This window comes from Rhodococcus sp. AH-ZY2 (assembly GCF_030916465.1).
Taxonomy (GTDB): domain Bacteria; phylum Actinomycetota; class Actinomycetes; order Mycobacteriales; family Mycobacteriaceae; genus Rhodococcus; species Rhodococcus ruber.
Genome location: NZ_CP126458.1, coordinates 1,045,363 through 1,067,668, shown reverse-complemented (window position 1 = coordinate 1,067,668; position 22,306 = coordinate 1,045,363). Strand labels below are relative to the sequence as shown.

Genomic DNA, 22,306 nt, shown 5'->3' with positions numbered 1-22,306 from the left:
AACGGTCCGGTCTCACGTGCCGTCCCGAGGTGGGCCGCCGGTTTCCGCGCCGGCCTGGAGCCGTCGCGCGACCAGGGCGGCGTGCAGATGCCGCAGCCCGGAGGGGACGGTCGGGTCGAAGCCGGTGAGCTGCGCGACGCGCTTGAGCCGGTAGTCCACGGTGTTGGCGTGCACGTGCAGGCTCCGGGCGGTGCGCTGGCGGCTCAGTTCGTGGGCGATGTGGGTTTCGAGGGTCTCCACCAGCTCGGGCGCGTGGGTCAGCGGATCGAGCACCCGCACGAGATGCTCGCGGGCCGGCCCGGGGCGGGTCAGCTGGTATTCGAATGCCAGGTCCTGCATCCGGTACACGCCTGCGGGCCGGCGCAGGTGACCGACCAGTTCGAGCAGTTCGTGTGCCTGGTGGGCCGCGGCGGGAATACCCGGGACGTCCGACTCGACGAGCGACATCGTCACCGGCACCCCGGCGGCACGGGCGACCCGCTCGTAGAGCACGGTGCGGATGTGCTCGTCCGGGGTGTCGCCGAGCAGCACGGTGCCGCCCTCGGGTCCGAGCATGGTCAGCTGCCGGCCGTCGCACACCCGGTCCAGTTCGGTCTCGAGCCGCCGCAGGGTGCGCCGGGCGACGACCTCCGGCCGCACGTGCGGGTTGCGCTCGTCCGGATGCCGGTCGAGCCGCACCCCGAGCACCGTGTACCGCTCGGCCAGCTCGAGCCCGCACCGGCGCGCGACGGCGGCGGCGTCCTGCCCGCCGAGCAGGGCGGTCACGAGTTCCTGGGCCGCGACGTCGCGGTTGCGGCGCATCGCCTCGAGCTCGGCGACGAACCCGGTCGTCGCGGCGACGGTGACGTGTTCGAGCAGCGCCATCCACAGCCGCGACGCGGTCGCGACCGATTCGACGTCGCCCTCCCGGGCCCGGGCGGTGACGAGTTCCCAGCCGAGCCGGATGCCCTCGTGGTAGATCCGCAGCATGTATTCCAGCCGGAATCCCGCGCGCGCCCACTGGGCGGCGCTGCTGCGCAGCTCCGACAGATCGGAGTCGGTCGGCAGCTCGCCCGTGTCGAGCACCTGGATCGCCAGGCGCAGGCACCGGACGGTGATCTCCGTGACGTCGCCGCGCAGGGTGTCGCCCGGCTCCAGGGAACACGGCGCGACGTTGTCCGCGAAGTGCGCGACCAGTTTGCGGGCGACCGCGCGCAGGTCGCGCAGCGGGACCGAGGCGGGCCTTCCGTCGACGACGAACGCCACCCCGGGCCTGGAACCGAATTCGGACACCGACATTCCGCGGAACCCCCCATGACTCCGGAAAGAGAACAATCTTACTCTGCCGTAGGAAGGTACGTGCCCTGCGCGAATCGGACAAGGCCCGCGGCGACGTGGCTCACACTCGGAGCCGTCGCCGGGGGCGCGGTCAGGTCAGCAGCTGCTTCTTCTGGACCTTGCCCATCGCGTTGCGCGGGAGGGTGTCCACCACGCGCACCTCGCGCGGGCGCTTGTGCACGGAGAGCTGACGGGCCACGAGCTCGATCAGCGCGGCCGGGTCGACGGCCGGGCCGCCCGGTGCGGGCACCACGAACGCGAGGATGCGCTGGCCCAGATCGTCGTCGGGGACTCCCACCACCGCGACCTCCCGTACGGACGGATCGCCGAGCAGCACGGTTTCGATCTCGCCGGCCCCGACCCGGAACCCGCCGGACTTGATCAGGTCCGTCGACTCGCGGCCGACGATGCGGTGGAACCCACCTGCGTCGATCGCCGCGACATCACCGGTGACGAACCACCCGTCCGGGGTCCAGGCCGCGGCTGTGGCGTCGGGACGGTTCAGATAGCCGTCGAACAACATCGGTCCGCGCACCTGCAGTCCGCCGATGCTCTCCCCGTCGTGGGGGACGTCGTGGCCGTGCTCGTCGCGCAGCCGGGTCTCGACACCGCGCACCGGGGTACCCACCCATCCGGGACGGCGCTCCCCGTCGGTCCGGGTGCTCAGCGTCAGCATCGTCTCGCTCATCCCGTACCGCTCGATCGGGGTGAGTCCCGTCAGCTCGCGCAGGCGCTCGAACACGGGGACGGGCAGCGGCGCACTGCCGGACACGAGCAGCCGCGCGCCGCTCAGGGCCTTCGCGGACTCCTCGTCCTCGACCACGCGCGACCACACCGTCGGCACCCCGAAGTACAGGGTGCCGTGGGCCTGGGCGTACGCCTCCGGGGTGGGCCTGCCGGTGTGGACGAGCCGGCTGCCGACGCGCAGCGGACCGAGCACTCCGAGGATCAGGCCGTGCACGTGGAACAGGGGCAGCCCGTGCACCAGGGTGTCGCGTTCGGTCCAGTCCCATGCCTCGGCCAGGGCGTCGATTCCGGCCGCGATCGCACGGCGGCTCAGCAGCACGCCCTTCGGTGCCCCGGTGGTGCCGGAGGTGTACAGCACGAACGCCGTGCGGGACGGATCGGGTTCCGGGTGGCTGTGCCAGTCGCGGGCGTGCAGCCGCACCGGCACCACGGGCAGGCCGGGCTCGTCCGGCGCGTCCCCGAGCCACGCCTGCGCGCCCGAGTCGCGCAGGATGTGCTCGCGTTCTGCGGGACCGGAGTCCGGTGGCACCGGGACGACGGTGACCCCGGCCAGCAGGCAGCCCACGACCGCGACCACCGTGGTCGCCGTCGGCGCGGCGAGCACCGCGAGACGTTCGGCTCCGCCGATGCGGCGGGCGAGGGCGCCGGCCGCGCCGAGGATGTCGCTGCGCGAGAGCGTGTGGCCGTCGATGTGGACGGCGTCGGGCAGGTCGTCGCCGCGCGCGACGGCCAGAGGGTTGAGGGAACGAAGCAGCGAAGACACGTCGGTCAGGATCGCACAGCCGCCGAGAGGACGGCGCGGCGCGGCGGCGCCACCGTCCCGAGCACCGCACCGAGCAGCGCACCGACGAGGACGGCCACGCCGTGCCCGTCCCCGGCCGCCACCAGCACCGCGCCGGCGAGGCAGCTGCCGACGGCGGCCGCGAGCACGGCGCCGCGGGCACCGACCGCCAGCCACAGACCCGCGATCGACCCGGCGACCGCGAACGACACACCGGAGCTGCCCGCCCCGGTCGACGGGGAGACGAACGCGGTGAACAGTCCGAACAGCAGCTGGCTCACCGCGAACAACCCGATCGCCCGGCCCGGCCCCCACACCCGCACCGCGACGGTCGCGACGACGGCGAGGAGGACCAGGTTGACGAGGGTGAGGAGCACGCCGCCGTCCTGCACGAGCACCGAGGTCAGGACCCGCCACCATTCCTCCTCGGCACGGATCCGCAGCGGGTCGCGGCCGAACGTTCCGAGCAGTGACGGCACGGCCAGGCGCAGCAGCGACGGGACCGCGACGACGAGCCACAGCACCAGCGCCGTCACCGGCGGTGGCCACAGCAGCCGCCCCGGCGGCACCGCGAGTCGACGCTGGGCGAGCAGCACCGCGAGCGCCGCGACGAGGGCGAGCAGGAGCACCGAACCGGGGGCGGCGTCGGAGGTGCTCACGGGCGTCAATGTACCTGCGGACGTACCCGGCGTCCGGTTCCGGCGACGGCGGGTCCGCTCTCCCGGCGCCGGGTCGTCAACCCCGTGACACCACCGAGCGCAGGAAGAACTTCAGGTTCGAGGGCCGCTCCGCGAGCCGCCGCATCAGGTAGCCGTACCACTGCGCCCCGTAGGGGACGTACACCCGCATGCGGTGCCCGGCATCGGCGAGCCGACGCTGTTCGAGGTCGCGGATCCCGTACAGCATCTGATGCTCGAATCCGTCCGGGCCGCGGGCGTACTCGGCGGCGAGCGGTCCCGCGGCCGCCACGATCGCCGGGTCGTGCGAGGCCACCATCGGATAACCCTGCCCGGCCATGAGTACCCGCAGGCAGCGCAGGTACGAGGCGTCCACCTCGGCGGCGTCCTGGTACGCCACCGACGCCGGTTCGCGGTAGGCGCCCTTGCACAGCCGCACCCGCGAGCCCGGGCCGGACAGCTCCCGGCAGTCCGACTCGGTGCGGTGCAGGTAGGCCTGCAGCACGGCACCCACCCACGGGTAGTCCGCACGCAGCCGCCGCACGATCGACAGGGTGGCGTCGGTGGTGGTGTGGTCCTCGGCGTCGACGGTGACCCACACCCCCGCCTCGGCGGCGGCCGCACAGATCTGCCGGGCGTGCCCGAGCGCGACGGCGGGACCTTCGGCGCCGAGCGCCAGACCCAACGCGGTGAGCTTGACCGACACCTCCACCGCCGGCACCGGGCCGCCGGCCCCGGACGACGAAGCCAGGTCGGCGATCAGCGCCTCGTACTCCGCGACGATCGCCCGGGCCTGCGCACGGTCGGTGGTGTCCTCGCCGAGATGGTCGATGCTCACCGAACGCCCCGTGTCGAGCAGGGCCTTCGTCGCTGCCAAGGCGTCGGCGCGGGTGTCGCCGGCGACGAACCGGTCCACGAGCCGCCGGGTGGGCGGCGCCGCGGTGACCAGCGCCCGGACGCGCGACGACTTGGCTGCCGCGAGGATCACCGGTCGCAGCGGGTTCGACGCCAGCCGCGGCAACGCCCGCGACGGCGCGGGCGGCGCCGGCACCGGTTTCGCCGAGACCACGGACCTCACCCGCCCTTCATGTGCGGATACCGGTAGTCGGTGGGCGGCACGAACGTCTCCTTGATCGTCCGCGCCGACACCCAGCGCAGCAGGTTCAGCGGCGAGCCCGCCTTGTCGTCCGTGCCGGACGCCCGTCCCCCGCCGAAGGGCTGCTGCCCCACCACCGCGCCGGTGGGCTTGTCGTTGACGTAGAAGTTGCCGGCCGCGAACCGCAGCGCGGCGGTGGCCTCCTCGACCGCCGCACGGTCCTCGGCGATCACCGAACCGGTGAGCGCGTAGGGGGCGCCCCGGTCGACGAGGTCGAGCACGCGTCCCCATGCGTCCGGCTCCGCGTCGTCGTAGACGTACACGCTCAGCACCGGGCCGAAGTACTCCGTGCACATCGCCTCGTCACCCGGATCGTCGGTGAGCAGGACGGTGGGCCGCACGAACCAGCCGACCCACTGGTCGTACCCACCGCCCACGGCGATCTCGATCGACTCGCGGTCGCGGGCCCGCTCGAGCGCGCCGACGACCTTCTCGTAGGCGGTCCGGTCGATCAGGGCGCCCCCGAAGTTCGACAGATCGGTCACGTCGCCGTAGGTCAGGCTCTCGACCTCGTCGAGGAACTCGGTGCGCATGCGCCGCCACAGGGAGCGGGGCACGAACGCCCGCGAGGCCGCCGAGCACTTCTGACCCTGGTATTCGAAGGCTCCCCGGATCAGGGCCGTGGACAGCACGCCCGGATCGGCCGACGGATGCGCGAGGACGAAGTCCTTGCCGCCGGTCTCCCCCACCAGCCGCGGATACGTGCGGTAGCCGTCGATGTGGGCCCCGACCTCCCGCCACAGGTGCTGGAACGTCCGGGTCGAGCCGGTGAAGTGGATACCGGCCAGCCGCGGGTCGCGCAGGAGCACCTCCGACGCGACCCGGCCGTCCCCGGTGATCAGGTTGATCACGCCGGGCGGCATCCCCGCCGCCTCGAGCAGGCGCATCGTCCAGTACGCCGCCAGGGACTGCGTCGGTGCGGGCTTCCACACCACGGTGTTGCCCAGCAGCGCCGGAGCGGTGGGCAGGTTCCCGGCGATCGCGGTGAAGTTGAACGGGGTGATCGCGTACACGAATCCCTCGAGCGGCCGGTAGTCCATCCGGTTCCACACGCCGGGCGACGAGTACGGCTGGTCGGCGAGCAGGGCGCGGGCGAAGTGCACGTTGAAGCGCCAGAAGTCGACGAGTTCGCACGGCGCGTCGATCTCCGCCTGCTGCACCGACTTGGACTGCCCGAGCATGGTCGCGGCCGCGACGGTCTCCCGCCACGGCCCGGCGAGCAGGTCGGCGGCCCGCAGCAGCACGGCCGCGCGGGCGTCGAACGACATCTCCCGCCACGCGGGAGCCGCGGCCGTCGCCGCCTCGACGGCCGCCGTCGCGTCCGCGGGGGTGGCGTTGCGCAGCGTGCCGAGCACCGCACGATGGTTGTGGGGCTGCACGATGTCGAAGCGATCGCCCTCACCGTGCACGTGCTCGCCGCCGAGGACGTGCGAGACGTCCACCGGTTCGGCCGCGAGCTCCTTCAGCTTGGCGGTGAGACGCTCCCGCTCCGGGCTGCCGGGAGCGTAGGTGTGGACCGGCTCGTTGGCCGGCGCAGGAACTGCAGTGACGGCGTCCATGGGGCCTCCCTGGGCCCAGGGTAGCGCCGAACACCGCCCTGCATACGGCAATCCTGCTCGGGCAACGGCGCTTCCGCTGCTCGGCGGTGGTGGATCCACCGCCGAGCACGGCTCACGCCAGTCGTTGCGCGGCGGCGGCGATCCGCTCGTCCGAGGCGGTCAGCGCGATCCGCACGTGCTGGACGCCCCCGGGACCGTAGAACTCACCGGGTGCCACGAGGATCCCGCGTTCGGCGAACCAGTCGACCGTCGCGCGGCACTCCTCGCCCCGGCCGGCCCACAGGTACAGGCCGGCCTCGGAATGGTCGACGGTGAACCCGGCGCCCCGGACGGCCGCGAGCAGGATCTCGCGGCGCGCGCGGTACAGCTCGCGTTGCGCGTTCTCGTGCCCGTCGTCGTTCAGGGCGGCGGTCATCGCCGACTGGATCGGCAGCGGCACCATCATCCCGGCGTGCTTGCGCACCTCGAGCAGGTCGGCGACGAGTCCGGCGTCGCCGGTGACGAAGCCGGCCCGGTAGCTGGCCAGGTTGGACGTCTTCGACAGCGAGTGCACGGCGAGCAGGTTGGTGTGGTCGCCGTCGCACACGCTCGGGTGCAGGACGGACAGCGCCTCACCCTCCCAGGTCAGGCCCAGGTAGCACTCGTCGGAGACGACGATCGCGTCGCGGCTGCGGGCCCAGTCCACCACCTTGCGCAGGTGTTCGAGGCCGAGCACCTTGCCCGTGGGGTTCGACGGCGAGTTCACGAACACCAGCGCCGCGCCCTCGGGTCCCAGCCGGTTGAGCCCGTCGGCACGGATGATCCGGGTGCCCGCGAGCAGGGCGCCCACCTCGTACGTCGGGTACGCCAGTTCGGGGATCACCACGAGGTCACCGCCGCCGAGGCCGAGGAGGCTCGGCAGCCAGGCGATCATCTCCTTGGTGCCGACGGCGGGCAGGATCGCGGACTCGTCGATGCCGGTGACGCCGTAGCGGCGGGCCAGCGCCCCGACGGCGGCGGCCCGCAGCTCGTCGGTGCCGTGCGTGGTCGGGTAGCCGGGCACGTCGGCGACGGCGAGCAGCGCGTCACGGATGATCGGTGCGACCGGATCGACGGGCGTGCCCACCGAGAGGTTGACGATGCCGTCCGGGTGCGCGGCCGCCTTCTCCTTCGCGGCGGTCAGCGAGTCCCACGGAAAGTCCGGCAGGCTCGCGGCCACCGAACGACGAGTGCGCGTCACGGTACCGCCGATCACTATTCCTCGCCCATGGGGGGCAGCGCCTTGACGAACGGCGGGTCGTAGTCGACCTTGCCGAGCTTGGCGGCGCCGCCCGGGGACCCGAGGTCGTCGAAGAAGTCGACGTTGGCCTTGACGTACGCGTTCCACTCGTCCGGCACGTCGTCCTCGTAGAAGATCGCCTCGACGGGGCACACCGGCTCGCAGGCACCGCAGTCCACGCACTCGTCCGGATGGATGTACAGCATGCGACCGCCCTCGTAGATGCAGTCCACCGGGCATTCTTCGATGCACGCCTTGTCCAACACGTCCACGCACGGTTCCGCAATCGTGTACGTCACTGGTGTTCTCCCTGCCTCTCTGGTAGCCCGCCGACCTGCACGGTCACGCCGAATCGGGGCGCGCTCCGCGTCCGTCGCCGTCCAGTATCCCCCGCCGCGGGCACCGCCCTCGGAGTTAGGGTGCCCTGACTAGCCCGGTTCCGGGTGGGCGGCCAGCCACTGCTGCCCGTCCGCCGCGGCCCGGGACAGGGCCGCCCGTTCACCGACGTATCCGGCCAGCGCCCCGACCAGCGGCAGCACCCCGAGCGCGCGCCACGCACCGGCCGGCTGCGGACGCCGTGCGAGTTCCGCGTTCACCGCCCGGACCAGGTCGATCGTCGACCGCACCGGACGCCGCACCCACGACAGCGCCGTCCCGGCGTCGCCGCCCCCGGGGAGGTCGCGGCGGCACAGCACGGCCGCGAGCATCCGCACCTGCCGGTCGCGGTCGTCGATTCCCCGTTCCCGGGCGACGGCGAGCAGCACGACCGCCTGGTTGAGAAAGCCGAGGGCGTCCTGCAACGGCAGCATCCGGCCCAGCACGCCCAGCATCCCCGGGAACGCGACGGGCAGCGTCGAGACCGACCCGAGCCCGCCGATCCACCAGTTCACGCGCTCCCGTTCCGAGGCGTCCGCCCACGCCGCCGTGCCCGGCACGCGACCCGCGTCGAGCAGGGCCGCGGCCGCATCGAGCACCTGCCCGATCGCCGTCCGCTCCCGCACCGTGGGAACGAAGGTGCGGGCCTTGAGCCCGAACGGGTCGAGGTACGCCAGGCCGAACAGCGGCCCGACACCGGCTGCGGTCGCGTCCAGAGCCGCCGCGACGACCCCGTCGCCCAGCCTGGGGGTCACGGGCGCGCCCCGCTCAGGGCGCCCCCGTCGACCGGCGCGTAGGCGGTGGTCCGTCGGCGGGCCGGCCGACCGATCCCCTCGGCGATCGCCACGAGTTCGGCCACGGTCTTCTCCGAACCGTGCTGGGAACCGGCCATCCGGGAGATGGTCTCCTCCATCAGGGTGCCGCCGAGGTCGTTGGCTCCACCCTGCAGCATCGCCTGGGTACCGGCGACACCGAGCTTGACCCAGCTGGTCTGGATGTTGTCGATCCGGCCGTGCAGCATGATCCGGGCCAGCGCGTGCGCGGCGCGGTTGTCGCGCATCGTCGGTCCCGGCCGCGACGCGCCCGCCAGGTACAGCGGCGACGACTGGTGCACGAACGGCAGCAGCACGAACTCCGTGAACCCGCCGGTGCGGTCCTGGATCCCGCGCAGCACGTTCAGGTGCCCCACCCAGTGGTGCGGCTGGTCGACGTGGCCGTACATCATCGTCGAGCTGGACCGCAGCCCCACCTCGTGCGCGGTGGTGACCACCTCGACCCACTCCGCCGTCGGCAGCTTGCCCTTGGTCAGTACCCAGCGGACCTCGTCGTCGAGGATCTCCGCGGCGGTGCCGGGGATCGTGTCGAGGCCGGCCTCGCGCAACTCGGTCAGCCAGTCGCGCACCGACATGCCGCTGCGGGCGACGCCGTTGGCGATCTCCATCGGGGAGAACGCGTGCACGTGCATCGACGGCACCCGTTCCTTGACCGCGCGGACCAGGTCGGCGTAGCCGGTGACGGGCAGTTCCGGGTCGATCCCGCCCTGCATGCACACCTCGGTGGCGCCGGCGACGTGCGCCTCCCACGCGCGGTCCGCGACCTCGGACGTGGACAGGGTGAAGGCGTCGGCGTCACCCTTGCGCTGCGCGAACGCGCAGAACCGGCAGCCGGTGTAGCAGATGTTGGTGAAGTTGATGTTCCGGTTCACCACGTAGGTGACGTCGTCGCCGACCGTGTCGCGGCGCAGCTGATCGGCCAGCGCGACGACCGCCTCGAGACCCGGCCCGTCCGCGTGTGCGAGGGCGACGTACTGGGCGTCGGTGCATCCGGCCGGGTCCTTCTCGGCGGCGCGCAGCGCGGAGAGCACGTCCCCGTCCAACCGCACCGGGGCGTGCGCGCCGAGCGCAAGGACCTGCTCGCGCACGGTGTCCCAGTCGCCGAATGCGCTGCCGAGGTCGGAGCGGTACTCGGTGTTGCGACCGGTGACGTCGATCCCGGAGTTCAGATCCACGCGGCCGCTGGACTCCCAGTCGAGGTCGGGCTCCTGCCACGGGTGTCCCTGCGGGGTCACGTCCCGGGCCAGACCGGTCTCCGGGTCCGCCAGCGCTCGGACGTGAGCACCGATCCGCGGGTCGATCCACGGCTGCCCCGCCAGGACGTACTGCGGCTGGGCCGCGATCCGCTCGGTGAGGGTGAACCCGGCGTCGGCACTGAGCTGCGCGAGCAGATCCAGGTTCGGCCACGGCCGTTCCGGGTTGACGTGGTCCGGGGTCAGGGGTGAGACCCCGCCCCAGTCGTCGACGCCCGCGGCGAGCAGCGCACGACACTCGTCGGCGGCGACGAGGTTCGGCGGCGCCTGGATGCGCACGGACGGTCCGAGCACGAGCCGGGCCACGGCGATCGCGGCCCGGAACTCGTCGAGCCCGGCGTCGTCGTGCTCGCGCATCGCGGTGTCGTCCTTGGCCCGGAAGTTCTGCACGATCACTTCCTGGATGTGCCCGAACGCCTTGTGGGACTTACGAATCGCCGCGATCGACTCGGCGCGCTCGGTGAGCGTCTCGCCGATACCGACGAGGATGCCGGTGGTGAACGGCACCGACAGCCGGCCCGCATCGGTGAGCACCTGCAGGCGCACCGCCGGATCCTTGTCGGGGCTGCCGTAGTGGCACTCGCCCTGCTCGGTGAACAACCGGGCCGACGTGGTCTCGAGCATCATGCCCATCGACGGGGCCACCGGCTTGAGCCGGGACATCTCGGCCCAGCTCATCACGCCGGGGTTCAGATGCGGCAGCAGCCCGGTCTCCTCGAGCACCCGGATCGCCATCGCGCGCACATAGTCGAGGGTCGAGTCGTAGCCCCGCTCGTCGAGCCACTGCCGCGCCTCGGGCCAGCGGTCCTCCGGCCGGTCACCGAGCGTAAAAAGTGCTTCCTTGCAACCCAATTCGGATCCACGCCGGGCGATGTCGAGGATCTCGTCGGGTTCGAGGTACATCCCGTGCCCGGCGGCGCGCAGCTTGCCCGGCACGGTCACGAACGTGCAGTAGTGGCAGCGGTCCCGGCACAGCCGGGTGATCGGCACGAACACCTTCCGGGAATACGTGACCGTGCCCGGCCGGCCCGCCGCGAGCAGACCGGCGTCGCGCACCCGGGCGGCCGAAGCGCACAGGTCCTCGAGGTCCGAACCACGCGCCGAGAGCAGGATCGCGGACTCGTCGACGTTGAGCGTCGCCCCGTCCCGCGCCCGGCGCAACGCCCGTCGCATGCCCGACGGCGACACTCGCGCCGGATCCGTCGCGGACGAGGCGGGCTCGCCCGCGCCGGCGCGGACCGTGGGCAGGGGCAACGTCGCGGGGGTGGCACCGTCGTGGGTCGAATCGGTCATTGGCCGATCATGCGCCACCCGCCGGACCCATGCCACCTCGGGGCCACGTCCCCGGCGCGCTCACTCGCGCGGATAGTCCTCGTCGCCCGGGACGACCCGGCTCTGTTCCAGAGCATCCGCAGGCTCCACCTCGAGCGGGACCGAGGTCACCTCGTCGTCGGCCGGTTCGTCCTCCGCCGGCATCTCCTGCTCGATCCGATCCGCCTCGGGCAGTTCCGTGAATTCGGTGGTCTCCGATGATTCGGTCACGGCGGTCCTCCTCCTCGTGTCGACTCCGAACCCGGGCGCAGCGTTGCCGGGTCTGCTCGCCGATCAGCTTAGCCTGGAACCGACAGGACACCACCGACGAGGAGAACCACGTGACCCGGGACGCTCCCCCGCCCACCGCCGTCGGCGATGCCGCCCCGCCGGCACCGGTGACCATGGCCGACCCGGCGTGGCGTCCCAGCCCGAAAGCGCGGCTGCTGTGGGCGGTGGGCGCGGCACTGCTGTGGGTACCGGTCGTCGCCGCCCAGGTGGTGTGGGCGATCGTCGACTCCGGCCGGTATCCGGGCTGGCACGTCGCCGCCGCCGTGGTCACCGCGGTTCTCGCCGTCGCGCACGTCGGCGTGATGCCGCTGTGGCGGTACCGGGTGCACCGCTGGGAGATCACCGACACCGCGGTGTACACGCGCTCGGGGTGGTTCACCCAGGAGCGCCGGATCGCGCCGATCTCCCGGATCCAGACCGTCGACACGGAGCGTGGGCCGCTCGACCGGTGGCTCGGTCTCGCCACCGTGACCGTCACCACCGCCTCGTCCGCCGGGGCCGTGGCGATCACCGCCCTCGACGTCGGGGTCGCCGACGCCACCGCCGCGCGGCTCACCGCGATCGCCGGCAGCAACCAGGCGGACGCCACGTGAGCGACGTCCCCGTCCCGCCGGCGCGGTCCGACGCCGCCGCCCTCGCCGCCGAGGCCGAGCAGCCGTGGTTGCGGCTCGATCCGCGGATGCTGCTGATCCATCCCGTCGAGGAGGTGCTGCGGTTGCTGCCCGTGCTCGTGGCGTCCGTGGTGCTCGGCAGCAGCAGCGGCAATCACGGCTGGGGCCTGGCGGTGGCGGTGCTGCTGGTGGGGATCGGCGTGCTGCGCTGGTTCACCACGACCTACCGGATCGGGCCGGTGCACGTGGAACTGCGCCGCGGCCTGCTGCAGCGCCAGCTGTTGTCGGTGCCGCGCAGCCGCATCCGGTCGGTGGACGTCGAGCAGCGTCTGCTGCACCGGCTGCTCGGGCTGGCGGTGGTCCGGCTCGGGACCGGGCAGCGCACCGGCGCCGGCCGGGACCGCAACCGGTTCGAGCTGAACGGCCTGGCGATCGGCGCCGTGCCGGCGCTGCGCGACGCCCTGCTCGGCACGCACCCGGGGACGCCGGCCGAGGAGCCCGGGGTGGTCGCACCCGCCGAAACCGAGGTCGCCCGGTTCCGGCCGGGCTGGGTGCGCTACGCCCCGTTCTCGACCACGGGGCTGGTCACCGTCGCGGCGGTGGTGGGACTGGCCTTCCAGTACGGACTCGCCGAGCGGCTCGGCGAGTCGGCCGCCGTCGAGCGTGGGCTGTCGTCGGTCGAGGCCACCGGGCCGTTCGTCGCCGCCGGGTTCGGCCTGCTCGTCCTCGTCGTAGTGGCGAGCCTGGTGGCGTGCGTGCGCTACGTGCTGCTCTATGCGGACCTGTCGGTCACCGACGACGGACGGATGCTGCGCGTGGGGCACGGCCTGCTGCGGCACCGGCACACCACCCTGGATCGGCGCCGTCTGCGCGGGGTGAGCCTGCGCGAGCCGCTGGCGCTGCGCCTGGTCGGCGGGGCCCGGCTCGATGCGGTGATGACCGGTGTCGCCGCCGAGCACGGCGAGTCGTCGTTGCTGCTGCCGCCCGCGCCGTCCGCCGAGGCGCGACGGGTCGCGGCGGCGGTGCTGCGCGACACCCGTCAGCTCGACGCACCGCTGCGTGCGCACGGGCCGGCGGCCCGGCGACGACGGTTCACCCGGGCGCTGCTGCCCGTGGCACTGGCCGTCGCGGCCGCCGCGGCGACGGTCGCGGTCACCGGCCGCACGGTGCCGGTGGCGGCGTGGATACCGGTGGTCGCGGTCGTCGCGACGGGGGCGGTGGGGCTGGCGTGGGATCGCTACCGCAGCCTGGGTCATGCCGTGCTCGGCGCCGGAACGGCGGACGCGCCGGCGTGGTTGATCACCCGCGGGGGCTCACTGGATCGGCGCCGCGTCTCGCTCGAGGCGGACGGCATCATCGGCTGGACGGTGCGGCAGTCGTTCTTCCAGCGCCGCGCGGGAGTGGCGACCGTCGTCGCCGCGACGCCGGCCGGCACGGGCCGCTACGAGGTCGTGGACCTTCCCGCGGAGCAGGCGTGGGCGCTGGTCGAGGCGGTCACACCCGGCGCCGGCGACGCCTGGGTGCGACGATGAACCCGGACATCGGGCGGCCACGCGACCTGGCCACGCTCGACGCCTGCCTGATCGAGTGCCGGGCCTGCCCCCGCCTGGTCGCGTGGCGCGAGCAGGTGGGCCGGGAGAAGCGTGCCGCATTCCGCGACGAGGAGTACTGGGCGCGTCCCGTGCCCGGGTTCGGTCCGGCGGACGCGTCCCTGCTGATCGTCGGCCTCGCGCCGGCCGCGCACGGCGGCAACCGGACCGGGCGGATGTTCACCGGCGACCGCTCGGGCGACTTCCTCTACGCCGCGCTGCACGCGGCGGGCCTGGCGTCGCAGCCCACCGCGACGCACCGCGGCGACGGCCTCGAGCTGTTCGGCACCCGCGTCACGTCGCCGGTGCACTGCGCGCCCCCGGCCAACCGGCCGACGCCGCAGGAACGGGACACGTGCCGCACCTGGCTCGACGCGGAGCTGCAGCTGCTGACGCCGACGCTGCGCTCGATCGTGGTGCTCGGCGGCTTCGGATGGCAGGCGCTGTTCCCGGTGCTCGACGACGCCGGCTGGGTCGTGCCGCGTCCGCGCCCCCGATTCGGGCACGGGGCGGGGGTGGAACTGCTGCCGCGCGGCGACGCCGCGGACCGCGGGCCGTTACACGTGTTCGGGTGCTATCACGTGAGCCAGCAGAACACGTTCACCGGCCGGCTCACCCCGGCCATGCTCACCGCCGTGCTCACGGACGCGGCGCGGGCTGCCGGACTGCACTCGTGAGGGCGGCCATGCGCGCGACGAACAGGTACAACCCGGCGGGGGCCAGGGCACCGACCGGCAGCAGCAGGGTCCGCCAGTCGGCGACGAGGAGCTGATCGCCGCCGGGACCGCCGGCCAGGCACAGGACGAATCCGACGATCCACGCCAGCAGCGGCCACGCCGCGCGCGAGGTGGATCCGGTTTCGGCGCGCATCGCCATCACCAGCAGCACGTTCGCCGCGCCGGCCAGCACGATCGTGATCGGGAACGGCACCGTGCCGATGTACAGGCCGAGGAAGAACACGGACAGCAGCGCGCAGAGGAAGCCGTCGAAGGTCAGCAGGGCGACGATGCCCGTACGCGGCGTCGCCGCCGGGGGCGCGGAGGCCTGCGTGGCGGTGGTGGCGGGATCGACCGTCATGGTTCGATAGTGCGCCACGGGCGCGGGTCCGTGGGCACCGGGTCCCGGCCGATCACGGCACGGGCGGGTAGCCCATGAGCGTGAGCACGTGGCTGGCCTGGTCCGCGAAGCCGTAGAGCGCCTGGTAGTAGGCGGCATTGATCTGGTCCGCGTAGGGACGCAACGAATCGACGAATGCGACGATCTGGTTCTGGACGGACCAGTTGTACATCGGAACCCTCTCGTGTGATCGCGATCACCTTTCCGGTGCTCGTGGTCACACTAACCCAGCCCGGCGAAGAGGTCACGCTCCCGTCCGGGGCCGTCGCCGCGGTCGCCGCGGGCCAGTACGTAGTGCTCCTGGTCCAGCACGGGCTGCGCGACGAGGTTGGACAGGGTGAACTGTGCGCCGCCGGGCGCCACGAGCACCTGGGTCGCGTGCGCCGCCAGCGCCGCTCGCTTGGCGTCGAGCACGTCGGCGACGTCGACCACGGTGGTGACCCGGTCGTCGGGCACGCTCGGCAGCTCGTCGGGGCCGGGCCGCCGCCACCCGTCGGGCAGGTCGGTCATGTTCTCGATGCCGCGGCGCAGGGCGCTCGCCTCGGTGACGGTCCAGTAGAGCTTCGCCGGGTCCCACGGCGGGCCGGCGTGCGGGTAGGCGTCGGTCCCCGCGGCCTCGACGGCCGCGGTCACGACGTGATGCACCCGGATGTGGTCGGGGTGGCCGTAGCCGCCCACCGGGTCGTAGGTGACCACCACGTGCGGGCGCAGTTCGCGGATCACCGCGACCAGGGCGGCCACCGCCTCGTCCCGGTCGGCGTTCACCCAGGCCCGGGGGTTCGCAGCCGACGGGGTCCCGGCCATCCCGGAATCGCGCCAGTGCCCGGCACCGCCGAGGAAGCGCGGGGCGGGCACGCCGAGGGCGGCCAGCGCCCGGCCGAGTTCGTGGATGCGGTAACCGCCGAGCTGGTCGGCGCGGTCGGCGGTGAGCTGCGCCCATTCGTCCCCGATGACCTCGCCTTCCTCCCCGAGGGTGCACGTCACGACGGTGACCTCGGCGCCCCGAGCGGCGTAGTGCGCGATGGTCCCGCCCGTGGTGATGGATTCGTCGTCGGGGTGGGCGTGCACCAGCAGCAGGCGCCGCGACGCGGGGTCGGTTCGGTCGGTCACGGGGTGGTCCTCCACCAGTGCTGCGCGTCGGACAGGGGCCCGGCGGGGATCGCGCCGGTCAGGGTCACGCCCTCGACGCCGGGTCCCGCGGCGATCACGGTGCGGTCCTGCAGGATCGGCAGGGTGACCGCGAGGTCCCACAGCTTCGGCTGGGCGCCGGTCAGGACGGCGGGCACGTCGCCGGCGCCGCGCAGGGCGCCGGCGAGTTCGGATTCGAGGGCGGGGTCGCACACCCCGGACACGTTGCTCGGTGCGGCGAGCTGCGCCTCGGCGGCTTCGATCTCGTCGTCGGGAACGGTGTCACCCCCGGGAGCGGTGTCGGCGCCGGGCACGGTGCCGCTGTCCGGGGCGGGCGCCGGATCCGGCTCGACCGGGGGGCTCCCCGGCCCGGGAATCGCCGGTGGACAACCGAATCGGGACATCGCGGCCGTGGCGGGGTCGCCGCCGGCGCGGGTCCAGCCGACCACGGCGTGCACGGTTCCCCGGACGAGTGCCTCGCCGTAGAGCTCGTCGGGCGGCAGCGTGGTCACGGTGGCCGCGACGCCGGCTCCGCGCAGCTGGTCCGCCGCGGTGTGGGCGACGGCGTCGGCCACCGGGGAGTTCTCCGGCACGCCCAGCACGAGCGCCAGGGGCGCGTCTCCGTGGGCGAGCAGCCCGGTCGTCGCCGCTTCCGGTACCGGCGTGCGGGTCGCTTCGACCGTCGCCGGGTCGGCCGGTACGTAACCGGCCGCGGCGAGGAGCGCGAGGGACTCCTCGCGGCCCGGCCGCGGCGGCATGCTCGGCGCATATCCGGGGTCGGACGGGGCGAGCACCTGTGCACGGGCCGCGACCACGGCCGATTCCGTGCCGGCCGCGACCGTGGCCAGCAGGTCCGGGTCGAGAAGTCCGAGGACGGCGCGGCGCACGCGCGGATCCGCGAACTCGGTCGTGCGGCCGTTGAGGGTCAGTTCCAGGACGCGGGGCTGGAGTTGAGTGCCGGTGCGCACGTGCGGGATCGCGCCGAGCTGGGCGAGCAGCGCGGAGCCGCCGCCGTGCATCTGCGCGACCTGGGCGTCGCCGGTGCGCATCGACTCGGCGAGCTGTGCGTCGGTTCCGCCGCGCCGCAACAGGATCCGGTCGGGCCGGGCCGGGGTCCCCCAGAACCGGTCGTTGCGTTCGAGCAGGATCTCGCCCCGCCCGCGGTCGACGGACCTGACATGGAACTGCCCACCGGACACCGGGATCGATTCGGCGAGGCTCGTGGCGAATCCACCCGGCGTGTCCTTGACCAGGTGGGCCGGCAGGAGGTGGGTGAACAGTTCCCGCCACGCCGGGTAGGGCTCGCGCAGGGTGACGGTGACGGTCTTGCCGCCGCCGGAGGATCCGACGTCCTCGATGAGGCGGTAGCCCGCGGGATCGACCACGCCGGGCTCGGTGATCATCTGCTGCCACAGGTACCGGAAGTCCTCGGCGGCGATGGGTGCGCTGTCGGACCACTGCGCTTCGTCGCGGACCTGATAGGTGATGGTGAACGGCGCCTGCGAGGTGACGTCGGCCGAGACGAGGACGGACTCGTCGAGCATCCACACGGTGGCACCGGGCCGCGCGGGATCGGGCACGGGCCGGAACGCGCTCGGCAGCACCATCCCGGCAACCGTGTTGCCGACGGGCGACTGGTCGGCGAGCAGGTGCGGATTGAACCCGGCGCCCACGTCGTCGACCGCCACCACGACGGTGTTCAGCTGGGGAACCGGGGCGGGGGTCCGGGTGGGTTCGGTCTGCTCGATCGGCGGCGGCGGATCGGCGGTACACGCCGACAATCCCAGCACCGCGGCGACGGCGGTGATCCCGGCGAACCTGCGCATCCGGCCTCCCTTCCCTGCGGGATGCGGCGGTGGTCCCGGCCGCACCGGGACCACCTCTGCCGCACTACTCGTCCAGTGCCGCGACTACTTGTTGCGAGCCTTCTCCCGCGAGCGGGCGCGGGCCCGGTCGGTGGCCGAGAGGTGCACCTTGCGGACCCGGAGGATCTCCGGGGTGACCTCGACGCACTCGTCGGAGGCGCAGAACTCCATGGCCTCTTCGAGGCTCAGGGTGATCGGCTTGGCGAGGGTTTCCATCACGTCGGCCGTGGAGGAGCGCATGTTGGTGAGCTTCTTCTCGCGGGTGACGTTGATGTCGAGGTCTTCGGCGCGCGGGTTGATGCCCACGACGTGGCCCTCGTAGGTGTCGCTGCCCGGCTCCACGAAGAAGGTGCCGCGGTCGCCGAGCTGGATCATGGCGAACGGCGTGACCGAGCCCGAGCGGTCGGAGACCAGCGAGCCGGTATGCCGTGCGCGGATCTCGCCGGCCCACGGGGCGTAGCCGTGGAAGACGGCGTTGGCGATGCCCGTGCCGCGGGTCTCGGTGAGGAAGTCGGTGCGGAACCCGATGAGGCCGCGCGACGGGACGATGAACTCCATGCGCACCCACCCGGCGGCGTGGTTGGACATCTGCACCATCTTGCCCTTGCGGGCCGCGAGCAGCTGGGTGATCGCGCCGAGGTGTTCCTCGGGGCTGTCGATGGTGAGCTCCTCGTACGGCTCGTGCACCTTGCCGTCGATCTGCCGGGTGACCACCTGCGGCTTGCCGACGGTGAGCTCGAAGCCCTCGCGGCGCATCTGCTCGACGAGGATGGCCAGCGCCAGCTCGCCGCGGCCCTGCACCTCCCACGCGTCGGGGCGGCCGATGTCGAGCACGCGCAACGACACGTTGCCGACCAGCTCCGAGTCGAGCCGGGACTTGACCATGCGCGCGGTCAGCTTGTGACCCTGCACGCGGCCGACGAGCGGCGACGTGTTGGTGCCGATGACCACCGAGATGGCCGGCTCGTCGACCGTGATGCGCGGCAGCGCGACCGGGTTGTCCACGTCGGCGAGGGTGTCGCCGATCATGATGTCCGGGATGCCGGCGACGGCGACGATGTCGCCGGCGACGGCGACGTCACCGGGCCGGCGCTCGACACCGATGGTCTGGAGCAGCTCGGTGATCTTCACGTTCTTCACGCCGTCGGCGTGCATCCACGCGACGGTCTGGCCCTTGCGCAGTTCGCCGTTGTGGATGCGCAGCAGCGCCAGGCGGCCGAGGAACTCGGAGGCGTCGAGGTTGGTGACGTGCGCCTGCAAGGATGCGGCCGGATCGCCCTTGGGGGCGGGGATGTATTTCATGAGCACGTCGAACAGCGCGTCGAGATTCTCGGCGGACGGCGCCTGTCCGTTCTCGGGCTGTTCGGTGGACGCCTTGCCCTCGCGGCCGGAGGCGTACAGGACCGGCAGGTCGAGCAGCTGCTCGGCGGCCTCGGAAGCCTCGTCGTCGAGGTCGGAGGCGAGGTCGAGCAGCAGGTCGTGGGTCTCCTCGACGACCTCGGCGATGCGGGCGTCGGGACGGTCGGTCTTGTTGACCACGAGCAGCACCGGCAGCGACGCGGAGAGCGCCTTGCGCAGCACGAAACGGGTCTGGGGCAGCGGGCCCTCGGACGCATCGACGAGCAGGACCACGCCGTCGACCATGGACAGCCCGCGCTCGACCTCGCCACCGAAGTCGGCGTGACCGGGGGTGTCGATCACGTTGATGACGGTGACGGTGCCGTCGGGGTTGTGCCGGTGCACAGCGGTGTTCTTCGCGAGGATCGTGATGCCCTTCTCGCGCTCGAGGTCACCGGAGTCCATGACCCGGTCGACGAGTTCCGCGCGCTCGGCGAAGGCGCCCGATTGGCGCAGCATGGCGTCGACGAGGGTGGTCTTTCCGTGGTCGACGTGCGCGACGATGGCGACGTTGCGGAAACTGGCGGTGCTCACGCGATGGCTCTCCTGGCTGTTGTCCGGCCACACGGCACTGGACCCAGACGGCACCTCGCCCGTACGGCGTTCTTGCGGTGGCCGCGTCGCGAATGCGAGTCACCTGTTCGCGGCCGTGAACGGCCCGCACAGGCACTGCGGCCTCCAATACAGTACAGGCCGGTCCCGGTGCTCCGCGCGCGCCGACGCCGGATTCACCAGCTCGCGACGCAGAGCGTGACGTTCGCCACGTCGCCCCGCGCCGGCCGGCGCACCCTGCATTCGTCGGCGCACCCTGTATTCGGCGGCCCGGCCATCCAGGTAAGGGCATGCTAACCTTTGGTCCGGAACCCCACCGACGAAAGGCCGGCGACCCGGATGGGCAAGGTGAAGGCGAGCAAGGTCGCGCAGCTCGAGCCCAAGAAGAAGTGCTGCCGCAAGAAGACCCGCTGTGTGCGCTGCCCGGTGGTGGTCATGCGGATGAAGAGACTCGAGCACGAGGGACTGGGCAAGAAGGAGCTCGCGAAGCGCCTGAAGAAGGCCCGCGCCGCCTGACCGGCCGCACCACCGTCAGTCCCGGAGTCGGGCGCGCAGCTCCGGTAGCCACACCCGGTCGTTGGGCACCAGGTCGATCCGTTCCAGCTCGTCGGCGTCCACCCAGCGCAGGGCCGCGTGCTCGAGCGGCCGCGGTTCCCCCGAGACCAGCTCGACGCGGTAGGCGCGCAGCACCCGGCCCCCGCCGAGCGGCACTCCGGCCCCGACCCGTTGTGCGCCGGCGACCTCCACGCCCAGTTCCTCCCGCAGCTCCCGGCGTAGTGCCGCCTCGGCGGACTCCCCCGGCTCCGCCTTGCCGCCGGGCAGTTCCCACAACCCCGCCAGCTCCGGGGGGCCGACCCGCTGCGCCAGCAACAGCCGGCCGTCGCGGAAGATCGCCCCGGCCACCACCTCGTCCGCCCGGCCCGTCGTTGCACTCATGTGCGGCATCGTCCCAGAATGAGACATGGCCGAGTTGCTCTCCGACGCCGACATCGAGGCCGCCCTCGCGGATCTCCCCGCGTGGCAGCGGGACGGGAACGCGATCGTGCGCACCGTCGAGTCCCCTTCGTTCCCCGAGGCCGTCGCGCTGGTGGACCGGGTGGCCGAGGCCGCCGAGGCGGCGAACCACCATCCCGACATCGACATCCGCTGGCGGAAGGTGACGTACTCGCTGTCCACCCATTCCGCCGGCGGGATCACCGCGTCGGACGTGGAACTGGCCCGGACGATCGACGCGCTGGTCCACGGCTGACGGATACGGCCGGAGCGGGGTGCCGCGCCGGGATGCGCCGGGCGAGGATCGTCCACACGTACACCGCGAGCACTCCGAGCACGTTGCACGCACCGGCCCAGGCGAGCACCGCGGGCCGCGAGATGTCCCACATCGAGTCCTGCGCCAGCCCCAGCAGCCACGGCACCCCGACGACGGTGAGCACCGCCCAGACTCCGGCCAGCACGCGCGCGCCCCGCCGGTCCGCGAGCGGGCCGTAGACCAGCCACACCAGCATCGGCAGTACCCATACCCAGTGGTGCATCCAGGAGATCGGCGAGACCAGCAGCCCGAAGAGTTCGACGACGACGATGGTGCCGAGGCGATCGTCCGGGCCGAGGGCACGCCAGGCCGCGAAGGCCAGCGCCGCCGAGACCGCGACGGCCGCCAGCCACAGCGGCCCGGTGCCGACGTCGTGCCCCACGATGCGGCTCAGCGCGCCGCGCAGCGACTGGTTCCAGACCGACCCCACCGGTCCGATCCGCTCGGCGTCGCCGAACAACGTCGTGAAGTAGGTCCGTGCCTGCTCGCCGAGCGCCAGCCAGCTGACGGCGACGGTGACGACGAAGACCGCCGCGGAGAAGAACGCCGCCGACCACCGCCGTCGCGCCACGAGGTACAGACCGGCGACCGCCGGGGTCAGCTTGATGCCGGCGAGCACCCCGACCAGTCCGCCCGAGAGCCACCAGCGGTTGCTGCGGACCGCGACCATCACCCCGAAGGCCAGGAACACGTTGACCTGCCCGTAGTCGAGGGTCGTGCGGATGGGCTCGGTCCAGATACCGACCGCCGTCCATCCGAGCGCGACCGCCGTCCAGTGGGCGCTGTGGGCCGCGGGACCGAACAGCAGCTCGAGGCAGATGCGCAGGATGCCGAACAGGGCGGCGACGGTCAGCAGCTGCCACAGCACTCCGACCACGGGGAACGGGAGGTAGTGCAGGGGGAAGAAGACCAGGGCCGCGAACGGCGGGTAGGTGAAGGGCAGGGAGAACTCGGGCGTGTCCCGGGTGTAGGTGAAGTCGTACAGCTCCCCGCGCAGCAGCGCCGCGGACCCGTCGACGTACACGTGCAGATCCACGAGATTCATGCCGTTGGGGGTGAGGAAGTTCCACGCCAGGCGCACCCCGACGGAGACGGCCAGCAGGGCCGCGCACCACCACAGTCGATGCGGGCGAACCGGATCGGACACTGCGGCGCGGCCTCCCGTCGTCACGTCACCCCG

At 72.8% G+C, this 22,306-nt stretch carries 22 protein-coding genes; 5 read left to right on the top strand and 17 right to left on the bottom strand.

Going from position 1 to position 22,306, the window contains the following annotated elements; translation table 11 throughout:
• Nucleotides 1–12 precede the first annotated feature (12 nt).
• From QNA09_RS06035 to QNA09_RS05990, 10 genes are all read right to left on the bottom strand, one after another.
• Nucleotides 13–1,278 carry a CdaR family transcriptional regulator gene (locus QNA09_RS06035; protein WP_010592464.1) on the bottom strand — a complete coding sequence of 422 codons (1,266 nt, stop codon included), beginning with the start codon at nucleotides 1,276–1,278 and terminating at the stop codon, nucleotides 13–15.
• Between the two features lie 130 nt (nucleotides 1,279–1,408).
• A complete protein-coding gene (locus QNA09_RS06030; protein WP_248957477.1) occupies nucleotides 1,409–2,827 on the bottom strand; it encodes an acyl-CoA synthetase in 1,419 nt (472 codons plus the stop codon).
• A 5-nt stretch (nucleotides 2,828–2,832) separates the two neighbouring features.
• A complete protein-coding gene (locus tag QNA09_RS06025) occupies nucleotides 2,833–3,504 on the bottom strand; it encodes a rhomboid family intramembrane serine protease (RefSeq protein WP_017680207.1) in 672 nt (223 codons plus the stop codon).
• Between the two features lie 76 nt (nucleotides 3,505–3,580).
• Nucleotides 3,581–4,600, bottom strand: a complete 1,020-nt coding sequence (locus tag QNA09_RS06020; protein ID WP_048771766.1) for a proline dehydrogenase family protein — start codon at nucleotides 4,598–4,600, stop codon at nucleotides 3,581–3,583.
• The gene (gene pruA / locus QNA09_RS06015) at nucleotides 4,597–6,237 is read right to left on the bottom strand and encodes an L-glutamate gamma-semialdehyde dehydrogenase (protein WP_010592468.1); all 1,641 of its coding nucleotides are present in this window, start codon (nucleotides 6,235–6,237) and stop codon (nucleotides 4,597–4,599) included. Before pruA ends, QNA09_RS06020 begins: the two co-directional genes overlap by 4 nt.
• A gap of 112 nt (nucleotides 6,238–6,349) precedes the next feature.
• A complete protein-coding gene (dapC, locus tag QNA09_RS06010; RefSeq protein WP_017680209.1) occupies nucleotides 6,350–7,471 on the bottom strand; it encodes a succinyldiaminopimelate transaminase in 1,122 nt (373 codons plus the stop codon).
• Nucleotides 7,471–7,794: a ferredoxin gene (fdxA, locus tag QNA09_RS06005; protein ID WP_003936066.1), complete on the bottom strand. Its 324-nt coding sequence runs from the start codon at nucleotides 7,792–7,794 to the stop codon at nucleotides 7,471–7,473. The genes dapC and fdxA overlap by 1 nt, the downstream gene beginning before the upstream one ends.
• A 129-nt stretch (nucleotides 7,795–7,923) precedes the next feature.
• Entirely contained in the window at nucleotides 7,924–8,625 is a 702-nt protein-coding gene (locus QNA09_RS06000; RefSeq protein WP_010592470.1) for a hypothetical protein, read from the bottom strand.
• Nucleotides 8,622–11,249, bottom strand: a complete 2,628-nt coding sequence (locus QNA09_RS05995; RefSeq protein WP_010592471.1) for a bifunctional FO biosynthesis protein CofGH — start codon at nucleotides 11,247–11,249, stop codon at nucleotides 8,622–8,624. The genes QNA09_RS06000 and QNA09_RS05995 overlap by 4 nt, the downstream gene beginning before the upstream one ends.
• 60 nt (nucleotides 11,250–11,309) lie before the next feature.
• The gene (locus tag QNA09_RS05990; protein ID WP_010592472.1) at nucleotides 11,310–11,498 is read right to left on the bottom strand and encodes a hypothetical protein; all 189 of its coding nucleotides are present in this window, start codon (nucleotides 11,496–11,498) and stop codon (nucleotides 11,310–11,312) included.
• Nucleotides 11,499–11,608: 110 nt separating this feature from the next.
• Here QNA09_RS05990 and QNA09_RS05985 point away from each other — a divergent pair, with 110 nt between their 5' ends.
• Genes QNA09_RS05985 through QNA09_RS05975 form a run of 3 tightly spaced genes read left to right on the top strand, consistent with a single transcriptional unit; the run spans nucleotide 11,609 to nucleotide 14,435 of the window.
• Nucleotides 11,609–12,151: a PH domain-containing protein gene (locus QNA09_RS05985; RefSeq protein WP_010592473.1), complete on the top strand. Its 543-nt coding sequence runs from the start codon at nucleotides 11,609–11,611 to the stop codon at nucleotides 12,149–12,151.
• Nucleotides 12,148–13,701: a PH domain-containing protein gene (locus QNA09_RS05980; RefSeq protein WP_017680212.1), complete on the top strand. Its 1,554-nt coding sequence runs from the start codon at nucleotides 12,148–12,150 to the stop codon at nucleotides 13,699–13,701. Before QNA09_RS05985 ends, QNA09_RS05980 begins: the two co-directional genes overlap by 4 nt.
• Entirely contained in the window at nucleotides 13,698–14,435 is a 738-nt protein-coding gene (locus QNA09_RS05975; RefSeq protein WP_010592476.1) for a uracil-DNA glycosylase, read from the top strand. The genes QNA09_RS05980 and QNA09_RS05975 overlap by 4 nt, the downstream gene beginning before the upstream one ends.
• On the opposite strand, the gene QNA09_RS05970 is transcribed toward QNA09_RS05975, so the two are convergent.
• The 5 genes from QNA09_RS05970 to typA form a co-directional block, all read right to left on the bottom strand.
• Nucleotides 14,398–14,835: a hypothetical protein gene (locus tag QNA09_RS05970; RefSeq protein ID WP_048771770.1), complete on the bottom strand. Its 438-nt coding sequence runs from the start codon at nucleotides 14,833–14,835 to the stop codon at nucleotides 14,398–14,400. The genes QNA09_RS05975 and QNA09_RS05970 overlap by 38 nt on opposite strands.
• 52 nt (nucleotides 14,836–14,887) lie before the next feature.
• Complete coding sequence (locus tag QNA09_RS05965; RefSeq protein WP_006933951.1) at nucleotides 14,888–15,046, bottom strand: hypothetical protein; 159 nt, start codon at nucleotides 15,044–15,046, stop codon at nucleotides 14,888–14,890.
• A 50-nt stretch (nucleotides 15,047–15,096) separates the two neighbouring features.
• Entirely contained in the window at nucleotides 15,097–15,984 is an 888-nt protein-coding gene (gene mshB / locus QNA09_RS05960; protein WP_140188411.1) for an N-acetyl-1-D-myo-inositol-2-amino-2-deoxy-alpha-D-glucopyranoside deacetylase, read from the bottom strand.
• Nucleotides 15,981–17,828 carry an ABC transporter family substrate-binding protein gene (locus QNA09_RS05955; RefSeq protein ID WP_140188410.1) on the bottom strand — a complete coding sequence of 616 codons (1,848 nt, stop codon included), beginning with the start codon at nucleotides 17,826–17,828 and terminating at the stop codon, nucleotides 15,981–15,983. Before QNA09_RS05955 ends, mshB begins: the two co-directional genes overlap by 4 nt.
• Before the next feature lie 84 nt (nucleotides 17,829–17,912).
• The gene (gene typA, locus QNA09_RS05950; RefSeq protein WP_140188409.1) at nucleotides 17,913–19,799 is read right to left on the bottom strand and encodes a translational GTPase TypA; all 1,887 of its coding nucleotides are present in this window, start codon (nucleotides 19,797–19,799) and stop codon (nucleotides 17,913–17,915) included.
• A 357-nt stretch (nucleotides 19,800–20,156) separates the two neighbouring features.
• Here typA and QNA09_RS05945 point away from each other — a divergent pair, with 357 nt between their 5' ends.
• Entirely contained in the window at nucleotides 20,157–20,333 is a 177-nt protein-coding gene (locus tag QNA09_RS05945) for a hypothetical protein (protein WP_003936054.1), read from the top strand.
• A 15-nt stretch (nucleotides 20,334–20,348) separates the two neighbouring features.
• Here QNA09_RS05945 and QNA09_RS05940 read toward each other — a convergent pair whose 3' ends face one another.
• Nucleotides 20,349–20,753, bottom strand: coding sequence for a (deoxy)nucleoside triphosphate pyrophosphohydrolase (locus QNA09_RS05940; protein WP_017680216.1), 405 nt, complete (start codon nucleotides 20,751–20,753; stop codon nucleotides 20,349–20,351).
• A 25-nt stretch (nucleotides 20,754–20,778) separates the two neighbouring features.
• Here QNA09_RS05940 and QNA09_RS05935 point away from each other — a divergent pair, with 25 nt between their 5' ends.
• Complete coding sequence (locus QNA09_RS05935) at nucleotides 20,779–21,066, top strand: 4a-hydroxytetrahydrobiopterin dehydratase (protein WP_140188408.1); 288 nt, start codon at nucleotides 20,779–20,781, stop codon at nucleotides 21,064–21,066.
• Here QNA09_RS05935 and QNA09_RS05930 read toward each other — a convergent pair.
• Entirely contained in the window at nucleotides 21,011–22,273 is a 1,263-nt protein-coding gene (locus tag QNA09_RS05930; protein WP_140188407.1) for a mannosyltransferase, read from the bottom strand. The genes QNA09_RS05935 and QNA09_RS05930 overlap by 56 nt on opposite strands.
• Between the last annotated feature and the right edge of the window lie 33 nt (nucleotides 22,274–22,306).

Excerpts from the sequence above, each read along its gene's own strand:
- QNA09_RS06035 (WP_010592464.1), bottom strand. The coding sequence starts at position 1,278 with ATGTCGGTGTCCGAATTCGGTTCCAGGCCCGGGGTGGCGTTCGTCGTC.
- pruA (WP_010592468.1), bottom strand. The coding sequence starts at position 6,237 with ATGGACGCCGTCACTGCAGTTCCTGCGCCGGCCAACGAGCCGGTCCAC.
- QNA09_RS05995 (WP_010592471.1), bottom strand. The coding sequence starts at position 11,249 with ATGACCGATTCGACCCACGACGGTGCCACCCCCGCGACGTTGCCCCTG.
- QNA09_RS05975 (WP_010592476.1), top strand. The coding sequence starts at position 13,698 with ATGAACCCGGACATCGGGCGGCCACGCGACCTGGCCACGCTCGACGCC.
- QNA09_RS05970 (WP_048771770.1), bottom strand. The coding sequence starts at position 14,835 with ATGACGGTCGATCCCGCCACCACCGCCACGCAGGCCTCCGCGCCCCCG.
- QNA09_RS05965 (WP_006933951.1), bottom strand. The coding sequence starts at position 15,046 with ATGTACAACTGGTCCGTCCAGAACCAGATCGTCGCATTCGTCGATTCG.
- QNA09_RS05955 (WP_140188410.1), bottom strand. The coding sequence starts at position 17,828 with ATGCGCAGGTTCGCCGGGATCACCGCCGTCGCCGCGGTGCTGGGATTG.
- QNA09_RS05945 (WP_003936054.1), top strand. The coding sequence starts at position 20,157 with ATGGGCAAGGTGAAGGCGAGCAAGGTCGCGCAGCTCGAGCCCAAGAAG.
- QNA09_RS05940 (WP_017680216.1), bottom strand. The coding sequence starts at position 20,753 with ATGAGTGCAACGACGGGCCGGGCGGACGAGGTGGTGGCCGGGGCGATC.
- QNA09_RS05935 (WP_140188408.1), top strand. The coding sequence starts at position 20,779 with ATGGCCGAGTTGCTCTCCGACGCCGACATCGAGGCCGCCCTCGCGGAT.